Annotated in this window: 28 protein-coding genes; 21 read left to right on the forward strand and 7 right to left on the reverse strand. The window is 62.0% G+C overall.

The genetic code is table 11. The features are described 5' to 3' along the window. Window positions 1–53: 53 nt before the first annotated feature. On the reverse strand, window positions 54–509 hold the full coding sequence (locus tag FJ418_RS21060; protein WP_246683142.1) for a hypothetical protein: 456 nt from the start codon (window positions 507–509) through the stop codon (window positions 54–56). 125 nt (window positions 510–634) lie between these two features. Further along, complete coding sequence (locus FJ418_RS21065; protein ID WP_140640959.1) at window positions 635–958, reverse strand: hypothetical protein; 324 nt, start codon at window positions 956–958, stop codon at window positions 635–637. A 346-nt stretch (window positions 959–1,304) separates the two neighbouring features. Between FJ418_RS21065 and FJ418_RS21070 the strand changes: the two genes are divergently transcribed. The 11 genes from FJ418_RS21070 (at window position 1,305) to FJ418_RS32595 (ending at window position 9,776) form a co-directional block, all read left to right on the forward strand. Beyond that, a complete protein-coding gene (locus FJ418_RS21070) occupies window positions 1,305–1,673 on the forward strand; it encodes a hypothetical protein (protein ID WP_140868875.1) in 369 nt (122 codons plus the stop codon). Next, on the forward strand, window positions 1,666–2,109 hold the full coding sequence (locus FJ418_RS21075; protein WP_246683143.1) for a hypothetical protein: 444 nt from the start codon (window positions 1,666–1,668) through the stop codon (window positions 2,107–2,109). Before FJ418_RS21070 ends, FJ418_RS21075 begins: the two co-directional genes overlap by 8 nt. A 40-nt stretch (window positions 2,110–2,149) precedes the next feature. Continuing rightward, the gene (locus FJ418_RS21080; protein ID WP_246683144.1) at window positions 2,150–2,758 is read left to right on the forward strand and encodes a terminase family protein; all 609 of its coding nucleotides are present in this window, start codon (window positions 2,150–2,152) and stop codon (window positions 2,756–2,758) included. 206 nt (window positions 2,759–2,964) lie between these two features. Continuing rightward, complete coding sequence (locus tag FJ418_RS21085; RefSeq protein WP_140868881.1) at window positions 2,965–3,318, forward strand: hypothetical protein; 354 nt, start codon at window positions 2,965–2,967, stop codon at window positions 3,316–3,318. 228 nt (window positions 3,319–3,546) lie between these two features. Continuing rightward, the gene (locus FJ418_RS21090) at window positions 3,547–4,548 is read left to right on the forward strand and encodes a bestrophin family ion channel (RefSeq protein ID WP_140868884.1); all 1,002 of its coding nucleotides are present in this window, start codon (window positions 3,547–3,549) and stop codon (window positions 4,546–4,548) included. 180 nt (window positions 4,549–4,728) lie between these two features. Then, window positions 4,729–5,484 (forward strand): terminase family protein, encoded by a 756-nt coding sequence (locus FJ418_RS21095; RefSeq protein WP_140868886.1) that lies wholly within the window; start codon window positions 4,729–4,731, stop codon window positions 5,482–5,484. Between the two features lie 302 nt (window positions 5,485–5,786). After that, window positions 5,787–7,232: a hypothetical protein gene (locus tag FJ418_RS32010; protein ID WP_181167020.1), complete on the forward strand. Its 1,446-nt coding sequence runs from the start codon at window positions 5,787–5,789 to the stop codon at window positions 7,230–7,232. A 482-nt stretch (window positions 7,233–7,714) separates the two neighbouring features. Further along, entirely contained in the window at window positions 7,715–8,239 is a 525-nt protein-coding gene (locus tag FJ418_RS21105) for a hypothetical protein (RefSeq protein ID WP_140855313.1), read from the forward strand. A gap of 153 nt (window positions 8,240–8,392) precedes the next feature. Then, window positions 8,393–8,953, forward strand: a complete 561-nt coding sequence (locus FJ418_RS21110; protein WP_246677420.1) for a hypothetical protein — start codon at window positions 8,393–8,395, stop codon at window positions 8,951–8,953. Between the two features lie 144 nt (window positions 8,954–9,097). Beyond that, window positions 9,098–9,682 (forward strand): hypothetical protein, encoded by a 585-nt coding sequence (locus FJ418_RS21115; protein ID WP_140868890.1) that lies wholly within the window; start codon window positions 9,098–9,100, stop codon window positions 9,680–9,682. After that, the gene (locus FJ418_RS32595; RefSeq protein WP_264296026.1) at window positions 9,651–9,776 is read left to right on the forward strand and encodes a hypothetical protein; all 126 of its coding nucleotides are present in this window, start codon (window positions 9,651–9,653) and stop codon (window positions 9,774–9,776) included. Before FJ418_RS21115 ends, FJ418_RS32595 begins: the two co-directional genes overlap by 32 nt. Window positions 9,777–9,897: 121 nt before the next feature. Here the strand turns inward: FJ418_RS32595 and FJ418_RS32015 are convergent, their stop codons facing one another. Then, entirely contained in the window at window positions 9,898–10,044 is a 147-nt protein-coding gene (locus FJ418_RS32015; protein WP_181167021.1) for a hypothetical protein, read from the reverse strand. A gap of 81 nt (window positions 10,045–10,125) precedes the next feature. Beyond that, entirely contained in the window at window positions 10,126–10,740 is a 615-nt protein-coding gene (locus FJ418_RS21120; RefSeq protein ID WP_140868892.1) for a methyltransferase domain-containing protein, read from the reverse strand. 282 nt (window positions 10,741–11,022) lie between these two features. Between FJ418_RS21120 and FJ418_RS21125 the strand changes: the two genes are divergently transcribed. The 8 genes from FJ418_RS21125 to FJ418_RS21160 all read left to right on the forward strand — a co-directional run bounded on the left by FJ418_RS21125 (window position 11,023) and on the right by FJ418_RS21160 (window position 18,633). Beyond that, complete coding sequence (locus FJ418_RS21125; RefSeq protein ID WP_246683145.1) at window positions 11,023–12,840, forward strand: portal protein; 1,818 nt, start codon at window positions 11,023–11,025, stop codon at window positions 12,838–12,840. Next, a complete protein-coding gene (locus FJ418_RS21130; protein WP_140868895.1) occupies window positions 12,837–13,160 on the forward strand; it encodes a hypothetical protein in 324 nt (107 codons plus the stop codon). The genes FJ418_RS21125 and FJ418_RS21130 overlap by 4 nt, the downstream gene beginning before the upstream one ends. A gap of 357 nt (window positions 13,161–13,517) precedes the next feature. Then, a complete protein-coding gene (locus FJ418_RS32020; protein WP_181167022.1) occupies window positions 13,518–16,199 on the forward strand; it encodes a hypothetical protein in 2,682 nt (893 codons plus the stop codon). Window positions 16,200–16,255: 56 nt separating this feature from the next. Next, window positions 16,256–16,810 (forward strand): T6SS immunity protein Tdi1 domain-containing protein, encoded by a 555-nt coding sequence (locus tag FJ418_RS21140; protein ID WP_246683146.1) that lies wholly within the window; start codon window positions 16,256–16,258, stop codon window positions 16,808–16,810. Between the two features lie 266 nt (window positions 16,811–17,076). After that, the gene (locus FJ418_RS21145; RefSeq protein WP_140659360.1) at window positions 17,077–17,364 is read left to right on the forward strand and encodes a hypothetical protein; all 288 of its coding nucleotides are present in this window, start codon (window positions 17,077–17,079) and stop codon (window positions 17,362–17,364) included. 36 nt (window positions 17,365–17,400) lie between these two features. Beyond that, window positions 17,401–17,877 carry a hypothetical protein gene (locus tag FJ418_RS21150; RefSeq protein WP_140659359.1) on the forward strand — a complete coding sequence of 159 codons (477 nt, stop codon included), beginning with the start codon at window positions 17,401–17,403 and terminating at the stop codon, window positions 17,875–17,877. A 172-nt stretch (window positions 17,878–18,049) separates the two neighbouring features. Then, window positions 18,050–18,439, forward strand: coding sequence for an SMI1/KNR4 family protein (locus tag FJ418_RS21155; protein WP_140659358.1), 390 nt, complete (start codon window positions 18,050–18,052; stop codon window positions 18,437–18,439). Between the two features lie 2 nt (window positions 18,440–18,441). Continuing rightward, a complete protein-coding gene (locus FJ418_RS21160) occupies window positions 18,442–18,633 on the forward strand; it encodes a hypothetical protein (RefSeq protein ID WP_140659357.1) in 192 nt (63 codons plus the stop codon). Window positions 18,634–18,951: 318 nt separating this feature from the next. Here FJ418_RS21160 and FJ418_RS21165 read toward each other — a convergent pair whose 3' ends face one another. The 3 genes from FJ418_RS21165 to FJ418_RS21180 all read right to left on the reverse strand — a co-directional run bounded on the left by FJ418_RS21165 (window position 18,952) and on the right by FJ418_RS21180 (window position 20,849). Beyond that, complete coding sequence (locus tag FJ418_RS21165; protein ID WP_140868899.1) at window positions 18,952–19,368, reverse strand: hypothetical protein; 417 nt, start codon at window positions 19,366–19,368, stop codon at window positions 18,952–18,954. A 10-nt stretch (window positions 19,369–19,378) separates the two neighbouring features. Continuing rightward, window positions 19,379–19,810, reverse strand: a complete 432-nt coding sequence (locus FJ418_RS21170) for a hypothetical protein (RefSeq protein ID WP_140855321.1) — start codon at window positions 19,808–19,810, stop codon at window positions 19,379–19,381. A gap of 721 nt (window positions 19,811–20,531) precedes the next feature. After that, window positions 20,532–20,849, reverse strand: a complete 318-nt coding sequence (locus FJ418_RS21180) for a YMGG-like glycine zipper-containing protein (protein WP_040980804.1) — start codon at window positions 20,847–20,849, stop codon at window positions 20,532–20,534. Between the two features lie 363 nt (window positions 20,850–21,212). Here FJ418_RS21180 and FJ418_RS21185 point away from each other — a divergent pair, with 363 nt between their 5' ends. Together FJ418_RS21185 and FJ418_RS21190 are read left to right on the forward strand one after the other, a co-directional pair. Continuing rightward, window positions 21,213–21,785 carry a hypothetical protein gene (locus tag FJ418_RS21185; protein WP_140868904.1) on the forward strand — a complete coding sequence of 191 codons (573 nt, stop codon included), beginning with the start codon at window positions 21,213–21,215 and terminating at the stop codon, window positions 21,783–21,785. Between the two features lie 199 nt (window positions 21,786–21,984). Continuing rightward, a complete protein-coding gene (locus FJ418_RS21190; RefSeq protein WP_140868906.1) occupies window positions 21,985–22,890 on the forward strand; it encodes a hypothetical protein in 906 nt (301 codons plus the stop codon). Window positions 22,891–22,918: the final 28 nt, after the last annotated feature.

Below are 22,918 nucleotides of genomic sequence, written 5' to 3' on the forward strand. Positions count from 1 at the left end.
CTGCGCTCACTACTTTGGACGGTCGCGGCTGGGTGCAGCCGGACCGGAAATGTCTACCTGTGCCAGCGATGCAGCCAGTCCGGGTCTGGATCGGAATTCCTGCTGATTGCCATGCCGGCCAGCAAGCCGACCAGGCCGCCGATCAACATCGCGGTCGAGAAGGTGCCCGGGTTCTGCTGCACCGTTTCCGAAACGCTGTGCGCCTGGCTGCGCAACTGGCTTGCGGCGCGCGACGCGCGGTCGGAGGCGCCGCTGTAGAGGTTCGAAGCGCGGTCGGCCGCGCCTCGGTACCAGCCATGCGCAGTCTCGGCGGCCTCCTCGGCCTGTTCGGAAAGCGCGCGGTTCAGACGGCTCACCTCGCGCTTCAACTCGGCGATCTGCTTCTTCATCGCGTCTTCCGATGCACGCGTGGCACGCGCGCTGCTACGCGACGCGGGACGGTTGCGCGCGGCGGTGGCTTTCACGTTGCCGTTGGCTGAATTGGTGGTGCTGGTGTCATTGTCTGCCATCGGTCTCTCCTTTTTGCCTCCTGGAACGGCCATCACGCCTCATTGTTCCCGCGAGCGCGCCGCCCGGCCAAAACACCGGGGCCGCGGAGCGTGCTCCACGGCCCTGCGCTGCAAGCCCGATGCCCTTACTTGCCGCAGTTCTTGTCGTTCACGTTCGGCTGCATCGTGCCGGCGGTGCTGTTGTTGGCATCGCCCACCGCGCCTTGCGGACTGCTCGGGCAGTTCTTGTCGGCGTTTGAATTCATGTCGCCGCCGGTGACACTGCCGGTCGTGCCGGTATCGGGCGGCGCGGCCTGGTCGGGCGACGGGCTGGCCGGCGTCTTCGGCTCCACGGTAATGGTCTGGCCACTGCCGCCACCCTCATTTCCGGCGGTGCCGGCGCTCTGAGCCATCGCCGCCGTGGCGAGGCCGATGGTCAGCGCCGAAGCTGCAAGAATCTTCGTAAGCATGATCTTTCTCCTCTGTTGCGAGACGGTCGTCCGTCACGTTGCGACTAAGGATGGAACCCGTCGGACCAAGGTTGGTTCCGACAAAATTTGTTGTAATCTGGCCCGGCGTTTCAATTTATGGGTGTGGCGCGCCGGGCGCTGCGATTTTGAGGAATGTAGGAAAATGTACCTAGAAGCTATTGCCCGGTGAAGGCAGCTATGCTACTATTTTGTCCATGGTGCTGATTTGCGCCAACGACCCGCCGCCCGGCGGGTTTTTTGTTTTTCGCGCCATCCATTCCTTCGAAGCGCTGGCGCGCGCCCTCTCTGTCCTGCGGCGCTTTCAACATTTTTGCCTGAGGCCCAGATGCCACGCTATGCCACCATCGTCACCGCCGATGACGGCGCCGAGATCGTCAGCGCCATCGGCGAATTCGAAGGCGCAAGCCTGCCGCGCGGCTCAGGCCGTGTCGTGCAGGTCGCGCCAGGCGTGCGCATCGGCATGGTTCGCGGTGGCCCTGATGAGGCCGTCGCCGGTTTCGGTTTTCCGCGCCAGGACCTCGGTTTGTCCTCCGTCCGCGCGGTGACGGCGAAGCTGAAAGCAATGGCCGCGCCGGCCGCCGATGCCCGGACCGCCAAGCAGGCCAGCGCCAGGCCACGCAGGAAACCAGCGCGCAAAGTCCGCAAGGTCAAGGCGGCGAAAGCCGCGCCATCGCAAGCGGCCACCCATGGCTGACGAAAGCAGGCACCGCGCAGGCGCGAAGCGGGCAAGCCGAAAGCCGAAGAGCCCCCAAGCCCGGGCCGCTCTGGCCACTCGCCCGAAGCGCCCGCGAAAAACGCTCGTCGACGATTTCGCGGCAGCCCTTCGCGCCGACTTCCGCGCCCATGGCGCGGGCGTCATCGCCGCGGTGCGGGCCGAAAAACCGGAGCAGTATCTGAAGGTCGTGCTGACGATGCTGCCCAAGGATTTTTCGGAAAGTGCCGATGCCAATCAAAACAGTCTCGGGCAGTTGAGCGATGAGGAGATCCGCAGGCGCATCCGCGGCCTCGAGGCGAACGTCCGGCCGCTCCTCGACAGTGATGCAAACCTATCTGGCGCTGCTCGAGGAGATGGACCGACGCCGTCGCCGCAATCTTCTTCAGGCCTACGCGCCGTACAATCGGCAGGCTGATTTTCACGCGGCAGGGGCAACGAACCGCGAGCGCCTGTTCATGGCCGGCAACCAGCTCGGCAAGACCAGGGCAGGGGGCGCGGAATGGGCCATGCATCTCACCGGCCGCTATCCGGACTGGTGGGTGGGCAAGGTGTTCGACCAGCCCGTCAGGCTCTGGGCCGCCGGCGTCACCGGCGAAGGCACGCGCGACAACCCGCAGCGCGTGCTGGTCGGCCCGCCGCAGCAACAGGCAGAATGGGGCACCGGCATGATCCCGGCCAATGCCATTGCCGACACGGTTATGGGGCGCGGCGCGCCGGGAGCGCTGGACAGCGTCGTCGTGCGCTGGGGCGGTGGCGGCGACGTGCAGGCCGGCGAAAGCGTGCTCTCGTTCAAGAGTTACGAAAAGGGTCGCGAGAAATGGCAGGGCGAGACGCTGCACGGCGTGTGGTTCGACGAGGAACCGCCGCTGGACATTTATTCGGAGGGCCTCACCCGCACCAACGCGACCGACGGCATAACGATCGTGACGTTCACGCCGCTGTTGGGGATGAGCGATGTGGTGCTCAGGTTTTTGAGCGCGGAGGCGGTTCAAGGCCTGGGTTCCTCGCCCCCGCAAGGCGGGGGAGAGGTGGCCGCGCAGCGGCCGGAGAGGGGGACTTCATAGGGCGACAAGCCTTGCGAGTTGCTGTCCGCTCCGTCACCAAAGCCGGCGCTGCCCCTCTCCGTCACGGCTTCGCCGCGCCACCTCTCCCCCACTCGCGTGGGGGCGAGGAACTGGAGCTTTGCGAAACCGCGCCGAAACCATGATCTGCGATGCCGCTTTGGCCGCAACCGAAGGTCGAGTAGCTTCCGGCGCGATCCGGAGCCGACATGCGACCTCTCCCGAACCTGCTTCTTGCCTGCGCGCTGCTCTCGGCCTGCTCTGGCTCCGCCGGCGACTGGCGCGCCGATGCGATCACTGCGGCCGAAGCCAGGATGCGCGGCCTGATCAACGATCCGGTGGCAACCTTCTCGCATGTCGATCCCACCGGCGACAGCGCGACCGGCCAGACCTGCGGCGTCGTCATCAGCAAGGTCGGCGTCTTCACCAAGGAAGCGCGCTTCATCGTCTATATCGACGGTGCCGGCCCCTATGTCGAACCGGGCCTCGGCTCGTCCATGTCGCAGGCCGACTTCGACTGGGCGTGGAAGAACGATTGCGTCAACGAAGGCTACAAGGGCTGAACGCTTTCCTCGCCCCGCGCGAAGCGGAGGTGGCCGCGCAGCGGCCGGAGAGGGGCCTTCGCAGGGCGGCAGCATCTCCGAGTGATCCGTGTCCGTTCATCCAAGTTGGCGCCGCCCCCTCTCCCCCACCGCGTGGGGGCGAGGAACTGGAGCTTTCAAAACGATTTCCACCGCTTATGGTGCGCGAATGCGCGGTCGCGCGATTTGCATGCGTAAGGGATTTCAGGAATGTATGTAGGCCGTTCTTACCGGTTGCTGGACTTCGCGCTCTGGTCGCGGCGCAGCGTCATCTACATGGTCGTGGTGAGCGGGCTGGCGATCGCCACCTACCGCCTTCCGGCGACAGCTGGGTTCTCGGTGCCATGGTCGGTCGTGCTGGTGCTCGGCACCACGGTGTCGTTGGTCGCCGGGTTCAAGAATTCGCAGGTCTTCACCCGCGCCAACGAGGCCCTGCAGGCCTTTTCACAGATCACCGCCAGCAGCCGGATGCTGTCCGGCTTCTGCCGCGATTTCATGGATGCTGCCGCCGCCCGGCAGCTGATCTATCGCCATCTTGCGTGGCTGACGGCGCTGCGCTTTTCGCTGCGGCGGCCCATGCCTTGGGAATCGCTGGCGAAAGCAGCCAACATCGAGTTCCGGCGGCGCCGCTATCACATCCAGGAGGATAAGACGTCGCTTGCCGAGGAACTGCGTAGGCTGCTGGGCGAGGAAGCCGAAAGCGTGCTGAAATCGCCGCAGCCGGCGATAGAACTTCTCGACTGGCAATTGGCCGAGGTCAACGGCTTGCTGAAGAGTTCAGTTGTTCCGACGCAGGTCTACTCCGAGCTGGTCAAGCTGATACGCGACTTTCAGGACCAGCAGGCCCGTTGCGATCGCATCAAGAACAATCCCTATCCCCGGCAATACGCGATCGTGAGCTCGATGTTCATGATCATCTTCTGCACCTTGCTGCCCTTCGGGGTCGTTCCGGTCTTTGCCGATATGGCCAAGCTGGGCGGCGTGCTCGGCTGGATCTCGATCTGGCTGACCATCCCGTTCAGCGCGCTGCTGGGCTGGGTCTACATGTCGCTGGACCTGGTCGGCGAAAGCAGCGCCAATCCGTTCGAAGGCAACGCCAACGACGTGCCGATCTCGCAAATCTGCCGCGACATCGAGATCGAGCTGCGCCGGGGGCTTGGCGAGACCACGCTTCCAGCGCCGCTGGCGCCGGTGAACGACATAGCGACGTGATGGCTCCAGTTCCTCGCCCCGCGAGAGCGGGGAGAGGTGGCCGCGCAGCGGCCGGAGAGGGGCCTTCGTAGGGCGTTTAGCCTCCCGTTCTTCTGTCGAAAGCCGGCGCCGTCCCCTCTCCGTCGCGGCTTCGCCGCGCCACCTCTCCCCGCTCTCGCGGGGCGAGGAAGTGGAGTTGCCATGTCCCGCCACGTTACCTTCATGACCATCGACGATGCCGGACATTATTCGCCCGGGCAGCGCGCCGAGATCGTCGCGGCCTATCCCGAGCACGAGCGCGAAGCACGCGCCAAAGGCATTCCAGTGCTGGGCTCCGGTCGCATCTTTCCTGTGCCGGAGGAGATGATCGCCTGCGAGCCGTTCAAGTTGCCGCGCTGGTGGCCACGGATCGGCGCGCTCGATTTCGGCTGGGACCATCCTTCGGCCGCGGTCGAGCTCGCCTGGGATACCGAGGCCGATGTCGTCTACGTCACGAAGGCTCATCGCGCCTCCCAGCAGACGCCGGCGATGCAGGCGCTGGCGCTGAAGGCCTGGGGCGACTGGCTGCCCTTCGCCTGGCCGCGCGACGGTCGCCGCCAAACGCTGGAAGGCGCCGGCGTGGCGCTGGCAAAGCAATATGCCGCGCATGGGCTGAACATGCTGGCCAGCCACGCCCGCTTCGCGGATGGTTCCGTCTCGGTCGAGGCCGGACTGATGGACATGCTCGACCGCATGCAGTCCGGCCGCTTCAAGGTGTTTTCCGCCCTTCACGCATGGTTTGAGGAATTCAGGCTTTTTCATCGAAAGAACGGCCACGTGGTGAAGCTGCGAGACGACCTGATGGCCGCGACACGTTACGGCGTGATGATGCTGCGCGAGGCGATCGTCGACCCGGCGGAGTTCAAGACGGCGCGCCGGCCGGCGGGACAGAGCGACCCGCTGGGAGCTTTCAGGTAACGAGGGCCACCCTCTCACTTCGTCATACTCGGGCTTGACCCGAGTATCCATGCCGTGACGCCTGCCCTAGAGCGCAACGGTGCGGAATTCTGTAACCGTCGCAATCAGCTTAGCGTTACGCCGCGTCGCTCCGCTCCTCGCTTCGCCCTTGGATGACGAAGCTCGTGCGGCCGGCCCCTCATTCCGCAACGCCGGCACCTTCTCGTCTCCCCGAAAATGTCGATCCGACAGCCCCGCAAGCGACAGCCGATGCGCCATGCGTCGGCCATGCCGCCGGCGGCGCAGCCGTGCCGGAGCCGCCAATGGTCCACATCATTCCTCTCTTCACCGATCAGCGCCGCCCCTATCCCGGCAATGCGACGCCCGACGCCGCGCCCGCCGGCCCGCTCGATCCCTACTGGCAGGAGGTTGCCGAGCACTATGCGCGACGCATGGCGCAGCAGCAGGCCTTCGACACCGAGATCGCCGCGCGCAGGCTGCATGGCGAGATCGCGAGCGCCGAGGCCGACACTGTGGCCAACGCGCCGGCCGACGGGAAGGGCCTGCACCACGCCATGTATGGCGAGGTCGATCCGTATACCGGGCGTGTCGTCCTGAAAGGCCAGTTCGACACGCTGTTCGATAATTTCCTGAAACAGGCGCCGCCCGAGCTGCGCGCCGGCCTCGCCAGCCGCAAGCCGGCTCTGCGAGAGACAGGCTCGGTGCGCATGGCGATGCAGCAGCTCCAGCGCCGCGCCCGGTATGAGCAGGACCAGTTGTCGGCGGCCCAGGCCGAAGAACTCGACACAATCGCCAAGAGCGACCCGGACGACCATGCTGCCTTCGATGCCGCCCGCCACGCCGGCCTCGATCTCATCGCCAAGATGAACCTCGACCTGCAGATCAGGCTGCAGACCGAAGCCGCCTGGCGCGAGCGCGTGGTGACGGCGCGAATCGAGGCGCTGATCGCGCGCGATCCGGGGCGGGCAACCGAGATGCTCAGCGCCGCACCGGTGGCAGGTGACCGCCAAGCCGGCGATCCCGTCGTCGATCCTCGTGCCGATTTATCGCCCGACGGTATTCGGCGGCTGCTCCGCCAAGCGCGCGCCGCGACAATGAACAGGCTGATCGAGGCGCGCGCCAACATCGATCTCGCTTCGCAGAATGCTCCGGACGCAATTGCCAATACGGGCGGCTACTCCGGCACCATGCCAAACGCCGCGGATTTCACCGCCGTCTATGGCGTCGAGGAGGGCGGCGAGCGGTATCAGGAGTTCGGTCGAAAGATTGACGCTGGTCGCCAAGCCTTCGGCATGCGGACCATGCCGAACCTGGCGATCCAGGCTTTACTTAGCAATACCGCGTCTGGCGCGACGAACTCTCAGCAGGAAGTTCAAACCAATCCCGATCTGTTAGTGGAGGCTGCAAAGCGGAATCTGGGAGCGAGGACTGCAGATCCCGGAGCCTATGTTCGCCAAGTTTTTTCTGCCGTGGATGCGGCATGGAAAAATGTGTCGAACACCAAAGGCTATCAGAACGCTATGCTCTGGTCGGTTTCCGCTCAACGTCAGCTCGGCATAGAAGACGTTCAGCCGTTGCCGAACTCTATCGCTGAAGACGCCATTATGTCGTTGATTGGCAACAAATCGCAACGCGAAGCCACGCGAGCACTGAGCCGCAGCCTATTGGGCGATACGGTCGATCCAAATCTGAGAATGTCGCTTATAAAGCAATTAATTTATGTTAGTGTGATGATGAGTTTACAGTAGTATTAATCTCTGCCCGACGTATCTATGAAAATATCCCCGTATACTATAAGTTTCTTGTAAGAAAGATCTTGTCTCACCGAATTGTACAATCTAACAGCATGTTTTCTGTTTTTTCGATATAAGGAGATGGTGTCCTTTCCGTTTTCAAATGAACAGCATCGTTGCAGGGAGGGCTCGTCACTTATATTGTATATAGAGAAGCTATAGCTATCTTTGTAGTCAATAAGACTCATTCGGAATCCTTTGTCGAACTGCACATGGCAGTCGGAGTTCTTTTTACACACAGCAGTTCCGCCGAAATATCGCCCGTCGCTCGTCTTTAGAGCAAATTTTATGGAATAGCTGTTGGAGGCATCTTGAGCAAGACTCGAAAGCGTCGTGGCAAAAATGAGCGTCGCCGCAGAAATAAAGACCTTCGATCCGAGCTGCATTTGAGAATCCATCCTAGATAACGCTTTTATATAGATCAAGGAGCCGTGTTGATGGGGTCCATTGAAAGGCGGGGGTTACCACCCATTGGGACCCGTGGTGCCTCGATCAGTCAGGAGGACGCCCGGCGCTTTGCGATGGACCTTCTTGATAATTACTTTTCGGGTCCCGATGCTTATTTCGCGGATGGCCCCCAAAAAAATCCATACAACCCAGACCTCAATGCGCTGAATGGGATCTTTGATCCCGAGGCTCCTCTAAAAAAGAATACACTGGTACACAAGCTTAACGATCTCCAATCCAGAGTCGTCGATCAGTCTCAAAGGGCCTATGTACAGTCCTTGATAGATGGGATGATCGAGTTCAGAAAGACATTCGGCAAACGGCTGGTGTATGAGCACGAAGTGAAGCCATTTCAGAATTCACCGGCGATCATGCCTGATGATCAGAGGAATTTTGACTTCAAGAGGGAAATCCCCGATTACCAGAGTCGCTTTCCAAAATTTCAACCGTGCGCGGTTCGGCCAATACTTAGCATCGTGGCTTCGACGCGTTGCTGGTCAGGCACGCCGGCTTGACGTCGATCAATCAAGGGTTGCATACTTAGAAAGCCAAAGTCAACGGTTGCGAGCGGCAGATGACAGCTACCGTAGCATGCTCTGGGAGAGAGCGAGCAAGTTCAAGAGGATCAACCTGGGCTGGAACCCCACATTTCGTTCGGTTGAAAGTGAATGGAAAGGCTGGTCAAGACGACTTCCGGATCGCGCGCAAGACAACCAAGACAACAAGGTGACACTCACGCCTCAGCAATTTGCGGAAATGTTCGTGGACAACAACTTTGCGGGTTGATCGGTCTTCCTCTGATGCGATTTTTTAAAATACGGCCGCACCCGGCTGGTGAAATCGGCAAAGGCACGGTTCTCGACTCGAGCGTTCATCCACCGATCGTAACCAAGCTCCACTACAAGGTAAACGCATGGTTCGGCGATGTGATTATCGCGACGTTTCCCTGTTTCCTTGTCACTGAAGAAGCCCAGCGCGCGTTGCAGAAGATGGGCTTTTCAGGCGCAACGTTCGCCGACGCCGAGGTGACGACCTCGGAAGAATTTCAGGAAGATCAACCCGGCGTGGTACTGCCGCGTTTCGTTTGGTTGAAAGTGCATGGAAAGGCGGGTCAGGACGACTTCGGGATCGCGGTGCCCTTCCGCCTCGTCATTTCGGAACGCGCTTTTGATCTACTTGATTCGTTGGGTATTTTCGTTGCGATAGTCGAGCCTTACGATGAGGAATAGCATCCTCGCCAAACTCACCGAGGCGTATCTCGATCATATCGAGCCGTAGAACAATTCCGAGACATACGCCGGGACCAGGGCGTCAGAGTTTCTAGACCAACACGTCGCTGGCAGGCCTCGCTGCTGACCGGCGGGAGTCTGTCCATGCCCATCCGCATCGTGCCCGCAACCCTGCGGGATCTCTCCTACGTCGCTGCCAATCTGCGCCCGGAGGACCGGGCCGAGATCGACTGCCAGCTCGACCATTGGTCGCCGGCGCTGCTCGCGCTCACCGCGTTGCAGGGCTTTGCCTATGTCGCCGAGCTCGACGGCAATCCGGAGGCGGGCTTCGGCGCCGCCGAGCAGCGCAGCGGCCTGTGGATCGCCTGGAGCTGGGGCACGCGCCGCACGAGGCGCTGCGTGCCCGAGATCACGCGCTTCTTCCATGCGGTGCTTGGGCCTCAGGTCGCGGCCAGGGGCGCCTGGCGGGTGGAGGCGAGGGCGCTTGCCGAGAACGATCTTGCCTTGCGCTGGCTGGACAGGCTTGGCGCCACGCAACGCTGCCGCCTGCCGGGCTACGGCAGGAACGGCGAAGATTTCTTCCTCTATGACTGGATAAGAACCTCTAACCTCGGGGAAAGCAGGAACCATGTGTCTCTTTCAAAAACCACCGGAACTGAAGCCGCTGCCGCCGGTGCCGACCGCGCAGGACAAGGACGTGCAGGCGCGGGAAGCAGCACTTCGCTCTGAGCTCGAGCAGCGCCAGGGCACGCTCTCCACCGTCAAGACCGACCTTGCGCCGAGCGACGTCGCCGGCCGGCGCCGCGTGCTGCTGGGAGTATGACGTTATGACGGCGATGAAACGAAGCTTCCGCCGACGCGTGCTGGACTGGTGGTACTGGAGGCGGCATGCGCGGTTGGTGAAGCGCAGGGGCTAGCAACCTTCTTCCAGGAGGAAGGGAGCACTACAGTTGGTCGTCGAGCCACTCGCGCAAATCCCGATCCTCGCTTTTTTTGGCGGCGGGTGGCGAAGGCCGCGTCCAAGCGTACCAGATCGCAGCAAGCACGCCGGCGCCCCAGATGCCGGCGAAAATATGCTCGACGAAATCCATGTGGCGATCCCCGGTAGCCGCATGGATATTAGTAGCATCGAATTTAGCAATATAGAATACAATTCACGCCTGATAGCGAGATCACGCCCCCTTCTTCGCGAACGCCCACACCATCAGCGGGTATTCCTCGTCGTTGCTCAAGTCCCGCCACACCCCATAAGCCCGCACCGGGCCGCCGATATGCGCCTTGGCGCAGGCCTTGTTGCCCCAGCCGAAGGCCTGCACGTCGTCTTCGCCAAAGCCGCCTTCGACCATCAACTGCTTCAGCCCCGCGGGCGTCCAGCGGTTGTAGTCGTGCGGGCGGGCATGCACGCGAAAGAGGAACGGCGTCGCCACCATAGCCCAGCCGCCGGGCTTCACCATGGCATGGATGTTGGCCGCCGCCGCCTGCGGGCGCTGCACATGCTCCAGCACCTGGTCGGCGATGACGATGGAATATTGCTCCTCGGTGCGATCCCGGCAGATGTCGAAGTCCGGGAAATCGACCGAGCGGTAGTCCGGACACAACGCCCGCCAGTAGCGGTTCCAGCCCGGCGAGATCTCGATCACGTCGCGCGACTTGCGGTGGGCCGCTTCGAGGAAAACCGTGAAGGCTTCGATCTGGCGCATGCGCAGCCAGTTGCGATTGTCATAGCGAAGCAGTCGCTTCACGGCGTGTTTGCCGCGATTTTTCAAGGCGCCGGCAAGGCTTGTCATTCTCGACCTCCTCCTGCCCGCCGCGAGCAGAGATAGAGCACAGAGACGTGCGCAAAAGATGACAGCGCAATCTTTTCCTCGCCCCCGCCAAAGGCGGGGGAGAGGTGGCCGCGTTGCGGCCGGAGAGGGGGCTGCGCCAGCTTCGCGGGATAAGGCTCAATCGTTCCTCCATCATACGCAACGCGGCGCCAGTCCCCTCTCCGTCTCGGCTTCGCCGAGCCACCTCTCCCCCACTCTCGTGGGGGCGAGGAACAGCCCCGCCAAACCAAGCGAGACCTCCCCATGACCGATACCCGCGCCCGCGATATCCTGTCGCGACAGGCCGAACTTGAGACCGAGCGCGCCGCCTACGAGCCCGTCTGGGAGGCGGTGGCGGAGTTCTGCGATCCGGATGCGCCCGACATCTGGTCGGGCCGCCGCACCAGCCGCGGCGACAGTCAGGCCGAGCGGCAGGAGCGGCGCGGCTCGCGCGTCTACGCCAACACCATCAACTCCGCCGCCAACCGGCTCGCCGCCGGGCTGGAAAGCCTGATCATCCCGCAGTCGGAGAAATGGCACGGGCTGACCACCGCCGAGATGGACGACGAGGAGACCGACGAAGAGAAGGAATGGGCCGAGGCGCTCCGCGATTTCCTGTTCGCGCTGCGTTATTCCGCCAACTCCAACTTCGTGCCGGCGACGCAGGCGTGCCTCAGGAACGTCGTGCGCTACGGCCCGGCCTATCTCTACGCCGAGGAAGGGTTCGGCGGCACGCCGATCCGCTATGCCTCGGTTCCGGTGGCCGAGGGCTATCTGTCGCGCAACCGCTGGGGCCAGGTCGACATCTTCCATCGCCGCTACGAGCGCACGGCGCGCCAGGCGGCGCAGCTGCTCGGCTACGAAAAGCTGCCCACGCGCATCAAGGCTCTCGTCGACGACCCGGCCAAATGCGAGGAGAAGATCTCGCTGATCCAGTGCGTGCAGCCGCGCGACGAGCGCCGCATGTACCGCAAGGGCGGCTTCTACCAATATCTCGACCAGACCTTCGCCTCCTACCATGTCATCGAGGACGAGGAGGAGATCGTGAGGGAGAGCGGCTTCCGCACCTTCCCGGTCTCGACCTTCAACTGGCGCCGCTACGAGGGCGACGCCTACGGCATCTCGCCGGCCATCGAGGCGCTGACCACGGTGCGCGAGGAGAACGCCGTGCGCCGCTCCGGCCTGCGCGCCCTGCAGCAGATCACCGATCCGCCGACGGCCTCCAAGGCGAGGCTCGACTATGTGCCGGTGCTCAACCCTGGCGAGAATTATCCGGGCCTGATCGACGACAGTGGCCGGCCGCTGATCCAGCCGATCGCCACCGGCCAGAACCCGAGCTATGCCTTCGACTATGCGGCGAGCCGCGCGGAGGAGATCCGCGACATGATGTTCGTCAACCTGTTCCAGACGCTCGTCCAGAACCCGCAGATGACCGCCACCGAGGCGCTGATCCGCCAGGAGGAGAAGGGCGCGCTGCTCGGGCCTTCCGGCTCGATCATCCAGGCGGGCTTCGCCGCCAATCTCGACCGCGAGCTGTCGATCCTCGAGGACAAGGGCCTCTACGACCAGGACAGCCGCTTCCGCCCGCCGGACAGTCTCGCCGGCAAGGCGGTGCGGCCGACCTTCACCGGCCCGCTCGACGTGCTGCGCCGCTCGGCCGAAGCGCGCGACACCATCCAGGTGGTGACCACCGCCATGCAGATGGCGCAGTTCGATCCCGGCATCATGGACAATATCGATGGCGACGAGGCGATCCGCGTCGTGCAGAGCGCCGGGCGCAGCCCGCAGCGCATTTTTCGGCGAAAGGACGAGGTGGAAGGGATGCGCGGAGCCAGGGCGCAGGCAAGCCAAGCCCAGGCCGGCATGGCGGCGATCGCCACCGCCGGCAAGGTGGCAAAGGACGCGGTGCCGGCGGCCGTCCAGGCGCGCGACAGCGGCCTGCTCGACAGCCTGCAGACGATGATGCAGGGCGCCCAGGCTGGCGGTGGCGCAGCTGGCGCTCCGGCCGGCGGCGCGCAAGGCGCGATGCCGGGTGGGCAGGGCGCCGGCTCCGCGGGCGGCGGCGCCAATGGTGGCGCATGAGCCGCAAACGCTTCGCCCGCCCCTCCGACGCCGGCGGCCCGCTCGCCGCCCGCGAGGCGCTGACCAAGGCCTATCGCCGCGTCTTTTCCGGCGAGGATGGCGAGCTGGTGCTGGCCGACCTGACCGCCACGACGGGCTACTACCGCCGCCCCTCCTACGGCGACTGGCTGGCCCGCACCAAGACGCCGGAGGGCTTCGAGCTGCACAGCGCGCTCTCCAATGCGCGCGCCGAAGTGGTGCAGCACATCATGGGGTTCCTGGCGCTGGAAGACGCCGACCTCGCCGCGCTGGAAAAGGCGGCGCGGGCCGAGGAGAGGTAAGGCGCTGAAACTGCCAATCTCGTCCCTTGTGGGGGAGATGCCCGGCAGGGCAGAGGGGGGCGCTGTCCCGCCGGCCTTGCCGCGTTTTCTCAATATCGTTGGCCGGAATTCTTGGTTGAATCCAATACGGACTCGCTCGAGGTAGATACTCTACGGCGCCCCCCTCTGCCCTGCCGGACATCTCCCCCACAAGGGGGGAGATCAGCTGTCGCGCGCGTCGCGCCCTGACGAGCATCCTCGCTCCTTTCACCATCCGCGCCTCGACCAGAACCCGCCACTCGCACCACCGAACCGGCCGCCACCTTGGCAGCCCGTCGCTGCGCGCTCCCCAAAACCGCCCGGCCAGGAAACAGCCAAATGGTCCACATCATCCCCCTGTTCCTCGGCGAGCGCCGGCTCGACACCGGCAATGCGGTGCAATATCCGGATTCCTCGCCGGTCGGCGAGGCGGTCCAGCAATTCGGCGACAGGTGGCAGGCAGCCGCCGAGCGTTACGAGCAGCGCAAGGCGCAGCAGCAGGCCTTCGACACCGAGATCGCCGCGCGCCGGTTGAACGGCGAGCTCGCCCGGGCCGAGGCCGACGCCATGGCCAATTCCCCAGCCGACGGCGCCGGCCTGCACGAAACCATGTATGGCCAGGTCGATCCGTACACCGGCCAGGTGGTGAAGACCGGCCAGTTCGACACGCTGTTCGGCAATTTCCTGAAGCAGGCGCCGCCAGAACTGCGCCCCGGTCTCGCCAGCCGCAAGGAAGCGCTGCGAGAGGCGGGCGCAATACGCCTGGCGCTCCAGCAAAATCAGCGCCGCAAGCAATATGAGCAGGACCAGGTCGCGGAGGTCCATACCGCCGAGCTCGACAACATCGCGCGAAGCGACCCGAACGACAACGCCGCCTTCGACGCCTCCCGGCAGGCCGGCCTCGACCTCCTCGCCAAGATGGACCTCGACCCGCAGATCAGGTTGCAGGCCGAAGCCGCCTGGCGCGCCAGCACGGCGAAGGCGCGGATGCAGGCGCTGATCGCGCAGGATCCGCGCCGCGCCGCCGAGATGCTCAGCGCCGGCCCGGTGGCAAGCGACGGCATGGGCGAGACTGTGCCCTCGCAGCTTGGTGCCGGAGCGCAGGGCAAGGAAGCGACGGTAAAAGGCCAAAAAACGCCGGACGAGATGGTGGCGCAGGCGTTCGGCGAACGCCAGTCGCCGGATAGCGACACAGCTATTCCGCTCGATGCCATCACTTATCTGAAATCCGGCGACCTCGCCGCGCTGAAAGCCCAGGCCAACAACGCCACCGCGGCCCAGATGATCGGCGCGAATGCGCGAGTGATGCTCGCCGAGCAGAACGCGCCGGCGGTTATCGCTGTCACGGGCAAATATCCTGAGGGGGAAAAGCCGACCGCGCAGGACTTCGTCAACGTCTACGGCGCCGACGAGGGCTCAAACCGTTTCGAGCATTTCCGCATTACCACCAGCGCCGCCAAGGCCTATTCCGACATGCATGCGGCGTCGAACCAGGCGATCCATGCCGAGCTCCTGCACTCGCGGCCTGGACCCGGCAGTTCATTGGAAGTGAGTGAACGCTACGAAGTAAAGGCTGGTGCCGCCCAACTGATTATCGCGGCCCGCAACGCCGATCCTGTCGCTTATGTCGGCAATCTGTTTCCCGGTGATGCTCCGGACTGGAGCAAGGTCAAGACGCCGCAAGAATTTCAGGCCGCCATCAACTGGGTCTGGGCTGCCCAGAAGCGGCTCGGTTTCAGCAGGACCTTGGCCGTCCCGCAGAATTTCTCAGACAGCCTTGGCGCAAGATATGTCGATGAGAGCGTGCCATTGCAGCAGCGCACCATCGAACTGAGCGAGACTCTAAAGGCAATACGCAACCCCGAGGCGCGCTTCACCTTTGCCGGACAGGTCTTCCAATCTGCCTTGGCTCGCATCCGGCAGAACGCGGCGGACAATCCAAAGATTTCCCCCGCGGAGCTGGAAGCCCAGGAAAAAGCTCTCCAGGTTAATTTGCTCCAGATGGCCGAGCACCCCGCTCGGGTACGGTTCGACGCCGGCTCATGGTGGCAAAAGCCGCTTGCAGCTGCGAACGACACCGTCAGGCTCATGGCCAACGGCGCGACTTTCGGTCAGGCTGACAAGTTCTCCGCCGGCATGAACTCGCTCTTCTCCGACAAGAGCTACGACGAGCTGCTGGCAGCCGAACAAGCTGAAACCGAAGACGCCAACGACCGTGCCGGCTCAGCCGGGATAGCCGCAAATCTGCTCGGTGCCTTCGCTTCCGGCCACGGCTTTCAGAGCGCCGGCCTTACCTTCACGGGCAAGCTGGGAGCCGAAGCCCTTGAGGGGCTGCCTGGTTTCTTGGCAAGAAGCACTACTGCGGCTGCCGACGGCGCCATGTTCGGTGGCGTGGATGCCGCGCTCAACGGCCGGGATATCGTGCGCGAAATGGGCTCCGGCGCGCTCTTGGGCGCGGGCGGGAATGCTCTTGCCGAAGGGCTTGGCGCGATTGGCCGAAAGGTGGTGGCCAAAATTGCCGGGCGGCCCATCGATGCAAAATCCTCTTTCGGCACGGATGTTGAAACAGACGCATCGTCCTATCGGGCTGACCCTAAGGCGAATGAAAATTCCACCCTCCCAAGGGACGCTGGCGAGGCCCCCCTTGGTCCTGAAGGCGCAACCAACGCCTCCGATGGTCCCGGGTTACACCTGTTTTACATGCCGCATTGGACGGACGCGCAACGACTTGCGGCAGACCTGAAAGTCGCGGCTCTAAACGCGGTTGAGAAGATAGTAACTCCGTCGACTCGCGCGACGACGTCAGCCAGTGTCAGGTACAAAGCCGAAGGAAACGAAGTGCCTATCGGCCATGACGTGGATCATGTACACGATTTGCAATTGGGAGGTGCCGAGGCGACGCATAACATGGCTCCGCTGGATTCAAGCGTGAACCGTAGCTTGGGTCCCCAGATATACCATCAGATAAAGCATCTGCCTCACGGGACGAGAATTGGCAAGGTAACGATCGGAGATCGATGATGTTTCCAAAGTTTCGGCAAAGCTTTTCTCCAGACGCAGGCCGCAGACCTGACTCCGTGAACATCGACACTGGCGTGCCAAGCCTGAATGAACTGCTTTCCAGTTTCGGTGGCGTGTCGTTCAACCACGGCCTTTACCGGATCGTCCGTGCCCAGGATTTGGCCGCGTGGAGCAACAGAATAATCTTGGGCTTCCCCGCATTTGCCGGGCGCATTACCTGTTTTGGATACGATTGGTTGGGCAGGACATTCGCCATTGACACCAAACGAACCGAGGAAGGCGAGCCTGGTGTGGTGATGTTCGAACCAGGGACCGGTGAAGCGCTTCAGATACCGGCCAATGTCCGGACTTTTCATGAAACCGAATTGGATGAGTATCAGGATGCCGCGCTGGCTTTGAATTTTTATGCGACATGGCGCGCCAACGGCGGCGCCGAACCTGCCTATAACCAATGCATCGGCTATAACGTCCCGCTCTTCCTGGGCGGCAAAGACGATCGTGAAAATCTAGAACTGACGGACCTGGAGGTTTATTGGCATATCACGGCTCAGCTCATCGCGAAGGTGAGGGGCTTGCCCCCGGGGACGCGCATAAACGTCAAAGGTGGGTGACTTCGAGAAAGCTGAATTCGACCCTGCAGCTCAACCCAATCCTGCGCAACCGGCCGCGGTTCGGGGCGGGTGATGAGAAATCCAGGGCTGCCTCCTTTTTCAACGCGGCCAGCTTGCTTGCAACTGAAAAGTTGTATATATCTATAATGCAATTATAGATTGCAAGGCATGGAATGTAAGGGGCCAACGGTCATTCTCGTCTTTGGTAGTGTCTGGTGAACCGGCGGTCTGGATTCGAACTTACTATACGTACAAAGGGGGACTATATGGGTGCAGGTTCTGCCGCGATGCTGCTCGGGGCTCTGGTTCCGACGTTTTTGCTGAGCCGCTTGTTGCTCTGGATCACAAAGCGCTGGAACGGCGGCGTGCCGCGCCTGTTGGTGGTGCATGTCATTTGCGGCGCGCTCGCCGTTGTCGCCGCCGCATATGGCTACTCGCACACCGGGGCGCCGGATTGGTCTCGCAGTCCACTCTACGTTGTTGCTCAGTTGATCTGGCTGATTGTGGATTTCCTTCGCGGCCGCCGCCGCCGGCAAAGCCAGCCTGCAAGCTGACGGCACTCGGACCGCTCGAATCGATCCTTTTAGCCAATGGACAACGTTCCAGAGCCAGATTTCAGCAGCGTCACGCGCTTGCCTCCTGCTGATGTCAGCACCGGAGACGATGACCTCGATTCCGCCCTGGTCGAAGCCCGTCAATATCTCAAGTTTTATAACTGGGTCCTATCCATCAAGGGCGAATATTTTGGATATGGAGCCGAAGGAATAATCTACGTCTTTCTTTTTGAAATAGAGCCTGGGCGACCCGAGGTGAACCGATGGATTTGGGTGATCGTTGGCGATGTGCCGCCGACATATATCCCTGCTGATGACGCCGCCACGCCTTTCGAAGCTCTTGATGGCTACATTGGTGCCCTCGAGGAATGGGTCGAGGCGGCGCGGCAAGGAAAGTCGGTGGCAAAATTAATACCAGTCAACGTCGATGCAAGTCCCGCCAACGCGGAAATGCTGGCTGGTCGCCTCAAATTCCTTGACGAGAGGATTTTGCCAGAGCTCAAAGGTGATTGAGCGATGTTGGCCGTCTTGGTTCTAAGGGCTGGTCGACGAGTGGAATGGAAGTGCACTGCCATTGCAATTGCCGATTGACCCGGCCAACAAGATCGTCCTGCCTCGCGATGTCCATCGGGTAACAAGCTAGGTCATCGTGGAATCAGTTACTTGAGCACTTGGGAGGATAGTAGTGAGATATATCTTAACCGAGGGGCAGTTAGACGCGCCGGCCGAATCCGCGGTCGTCGATGGACTGTCTGCACACTTCGGATTCGAGTTACCGAGGGACTATACCGACTTCCTCAAAGAGCATAATGGGGGCGAAGGTTTTGTCCATGATAACTACATTATTTTCTTTAAGGCTGAGGAATTGGCCGACTTCAACCGAGAATATGAGGTAGAAAAATATGCACCAGGTATTCTCTTGTTCGCGTCTAACGGAGGAGGTGAAGCATATGGGTTTGATACTCAAGATCCAAATATGCCAATCGTGCGCGTTCCGTTCGTAGGTATGAACAGAAAGTTAGCTTTGAAAACGGCGCGTAACATAGCTGACTTATTTTCTCGACTGGCGGAATGAAAATGAGCGACAAAAGGGAATATTCGCGCAGAAAGGGCATGGAGCTGTTTGAGATTACACCCATTATCGTTGGTGGTGATCCAATCAGCCCGGAGAATAAAATCTGGGTGACCAGGCAAGAGCACTTTGAATTGGTACGCTTTTGGAATCGGACTATCGGGGATTTGCGTAAAGCGGCGCGAGCGGAGAAGTAGGCGGCGTTGAGGCTTCCGATGTCCTCACCAAGCTGATTTATCAGCCGCAGGCGTCGCAATTACGGTGGCAATGCACTTTCGCTTTGGCGATACGCCCTCAGCCCTTAAGTGGCTGCGAAAATTTAACATAAAACGCGGCCTGCACTTACATGGAACGCCTCCCGACCTGGACGGATATCGACCCGGCAATTTTAGCATTGAACTGCCAGCCGATTATTACCCAACTGAGCCATGAGCAGATCAATATAGGTGCGCTCCTATTAAAGGCTGATCTGAAATTGGCTGTATTCGCTCAACACGACTATTCGTTCTCGTCAGCTAAGGGGCGCACCCGATATCGACGAAATTTAGTAGCGCTTCGTTCCCGTCATCGTCCCGAAGGGTATAGAACGCTTGATATTCGGTCTCAGCTGGTCGCCATTCGAAATCCTTGACGACATCCGGGTCCACCGCGAACATATAGGAACGCATCGGACCGTAGATGAAGCCACGCTCGCCTTCTTTCGTCAGAATTTCCACGGCAGTGGCGGCCTGCAAGCGATGCTTATCCTGCGTGAAGACGGCCTTGCCTTGACCCTGTCGGATAACGGTTACGACAATCCCTGACTTGATCTCCTTGAAGAGCACGCCCTTTGGGCAGCTTTTCGACAGAGCTTCCGGCTGATCCGTGTCGTTCGGTCGGGCCACGCCTGGCAATGCAAGCAGCGCCATCGCGGCGAGAATGAGCAAGCGCAATTGTTACCTCCTAGGGGGCCGCGCTAGCGGGCACATCCAATATCTTGAAGGGTGAAGTCCACGTCGCTGCCGTCATCCGCGCGGATGGTGTAGAACGTTGGGACGCGGTTTCGGCGGGCCGCCATTTGAAGTCTTTTACGATCTTCGGCTCCACCGCGAACATATAAGAAAGCATTGGGCCGGCGATAAACCCATGCTCGCCATCTTTCGTGACTATCTCTGCCGCCGTTGCCGCCGGCAACTGGCCGCAGTCATCCGAGAAGCATGCCTTGCCGGAGCCTTGTCTGATTACGGTCACGACAACACCTGACTCGTCCGCCTTAAAAAGCACGCCCTTAGGGCAGCTTTTGAACAGAGCTTCCGGCTGATCCAGGGCGTCCGACCGCGCTACGCTGGATTGCAACGCAAGCGTCGCCATTGCGGCGAGGGTGAGCAAGCGCAATGGCACATCCTATGATTGCAGAGTAAGTGCACTTTTCGTTATGATTGTATCGGGTTTTATAGGGATGTCCAGCCGGATGCGTACGTTTACTTCATTTCGTTATGCATGCGATGCACCTTGACGAGCGCGGTCGTCGGGATGGGCCCCGTCAGGATCAAATGCACATGGTTGGGCGCGAAGCGTCATGCCCAGGTGCTGACGTCGGCGGCGCGGCAATGCTCGACCGGCAGATCTCGATAGAGTTCATAATCTCTCGGTGTGAAGAATACTTGGCGCGCCCATTGCCCGCTGCGCGACATGATGCGGCAAACGGGAACGACAATGCGGGCAAGGTGGCCACGGATCAATCTATGCGAGTAGACGTGGAGTGAAGGGGCGGCAGTGGCTCCCGACCCGCGGCCAGATTTTACTCCAACAAATCAGGTAATTTGGGGGGCCACTACCTATCGAAAATCTACTGCAAAATCGAACAGAAGTCTATTGTCTGGCGCAACCAAAAACTTCAGAGCTGTAAATATGCAATCGAAGATTGCTGAGAATTGGAGTTTGCGGTAGGAAATCGGTAGCGAAATTGATACCGGTCAATGTCGATGCAACTTCCGCCAATTGGGAAATGCTGGCCGGCCGCCCCAAATTCCTCGATGAGACCTTGGCGCTGTCCCTCATCCGCCCTGCGGGCACCTTCTCCCCGTGGAACGGGGAGAAGGGAGCGCCGACGCCCTCAATAATTGCCGTTGTAATACCGGTCGTCGCAGGGCGCGGTGTAGATGCGGCCGTAGCGGTCCTGGTAGCGGCAGAGCTGGTCGCCGCGGCGCTGCGGCGTAGTCGCTGAGCCGACCACGGCGCCAAGCAGCGCACCGCTCGCGGCACCGATCACGGTGCTCTTGGTGTTGCCGCCGATCGCCTGGCCGACCAGCGCGCCGCCGGCGCCGCCCAGCAATGCGCCGGTGGTGGCCCGCTGCTGGCCTTCGGTCTGCGTCTCGCAGCCGGCAAGTGCCGCAGTCATCAGCACCGCCAGAATAGCCTTCTTGATGATCATCACTAGAACTCCTCTGAAGCCCCAGGGACTGACGACGGGGCGAACGGAGCTGAACTGCGGTCGCATTGCGGCGGAACGGCGGCGGAGCCCGCTCACGAAGTGAATCACGGTTTCGCGGCGGTTGAACGCCATGGTTTCCAAACCGGAAAGACCACGCGAACAATGGTTTAGCGCCGCTGGCGGAATCAGCCGGCGAAGATGCCCTTGGTGGCGTCCATAAGCTGGCTGCACCATGCCGATCGGCGCCAGGTCCTTCGCTGCCGCTGCGGGTGCTCGTTGTTTGGAAAGCCAGGCACTTGGCTTTCCGCCCACTGCGCCGGCCACGCGTTAACCCCAAGAATTCCCCAAGAATGGAGAAACGACATGACCCGAGGACTTCCCCGGACCCTTGCCCGCGCCGCTGCCCGCGAGGCGGGGCTTGCTCCGCCCAAGCTCGGCCTCAAGGCTGTGACCAGCGGGCAGGGCGGCGCTTACCGCACCGTCTTTACCTTCACCGGCATGCAGGTGCCGGTCACCGATGCGCTGGCCTATGCCTCGCAGAAGATATTCGACTTTTCCGACGGCAAGGTGCGCATCAAGGGCGGCACGGCAAGGCTGCAGTTTGCCGTGCTGACCGCTCGCGCATCCACCATAAACGACAACGCCGCGCTCACCTGGTCGCTGGGCTCGGCGGCTGCCTCCAGCGCCACGCTTGCCGGCACTATGGTCAATGTGCTGGCCTCCACCGCTCGCACGCTGGACGGCGCGGGCGCTGCGCTCTCCTCGGCCTCCACCGCCGACATCGCCGCCGCCTCGACGCTCGACGGCACCGCTACGCCGGTCGACCTCTATCTCAATCTGGCGTTTGCCACCGGCACCGATATCGACGCCGACGGCATGCTTGCGGTGACGGGAACGATCACGCTGCTGTGGGAGAACTGGGGGGATAATGCGTAGGCGTTGACGCTCTTCCTTCTCCCCTTGTGGGAGAAGGTGGCCGAGCGAAGCTCGGTCGGATGAGGGGTGCTCCAGCTTGGCGCACACTTCGATCCAAATCACCAACCTCTCATTCCTTCCAACACCCCTCATCCGTCTCGGCGCTGCGCGCCGATCCACCTTCTCCCACAGGGGGAGAAGGAGAAGAAAGGAACATCTCATGACAGAACTGGCAGAGGCCGGGTCCGTGGCTTCGCGGCCGGCGGGCAACCTGGCGACGCCTCCGGCTTCCGGGGACAACGGGTCCGCCCCGGCGGCCGGCAGAAGTTGGTTTGACGGTCTTTCCGAAGGCAACCGCAAGCTCGCTGAAGCCAAGGGCTGGACCAAGGTCGAAAACCTCGATCGGGTTTTCACATCCTACGCGGAACTGGAGCGCCAGCAGGGCGAAAGCCTGCGGGTTCCGTCAAAGGACGCGCCGAAGGAGGAGTGGGACAGGTTCCACTCCAGACTGCCGGAAGCCATGCGTCCGCTGACCTCGGCCGAGAAGGTCGAATACCGGCGGCCCGAAAACCTGCCGGAGAACTTCGCCTATTCGAACGAGCTCGCCAACGCCTCGAAGGCCTGGGCGGTCGAAGCGGGCGCCAGCCCGAAGATCGCGCAGGCCTATCACGACCGCTTCGTCGGCTACATGGCCGAGCAGGCTGCGCAGCAGCAGGCGGCCCTTTCACGCTCGGTCGAAGCCACGCATGACGAGCTGGTGCGCGACTGGGGGCCGACCGACAGCGACGGCTTTCGCCAGAAGCTCGAGGTCGCCAACCGGGCGATGAAGAAGCTCGGCCTGGTCGACGCCTACAAGCAGAAGGGCATCCTTCTGCCCGACGGCGCGCTGACCGATCCGCAGATCGCCCGCGCCTTCCATGCAATCGGCGAGGCGATGTTCCGCGAAGATACGATCGACGCCGATGGAGCGCCGCGGGGCCAAAATCCCTTCCGGCGCAACGCCGTCGGCGAGCGCAACATCTCGGCTATCTCCGCCCTTGTCAAAAGCGACCCTCAACGTGCCCGGCGGCTCGCCCGGGATGCCGGCGAAAATCCGGATCTCTGGATGCCCAACAACCCGCTCTAGCCGCCAGCCTGACCTCACCAACCTCAAA

This window comes from Mesorhizobium sp. B2-8-3, assembly GCF_006440815.1.
Lineage (GTDB): Bacteria > Pseudomonadota > Alphaproteobacteria > Rhizobiales > Rhizobiaceae > Mesorhizobium.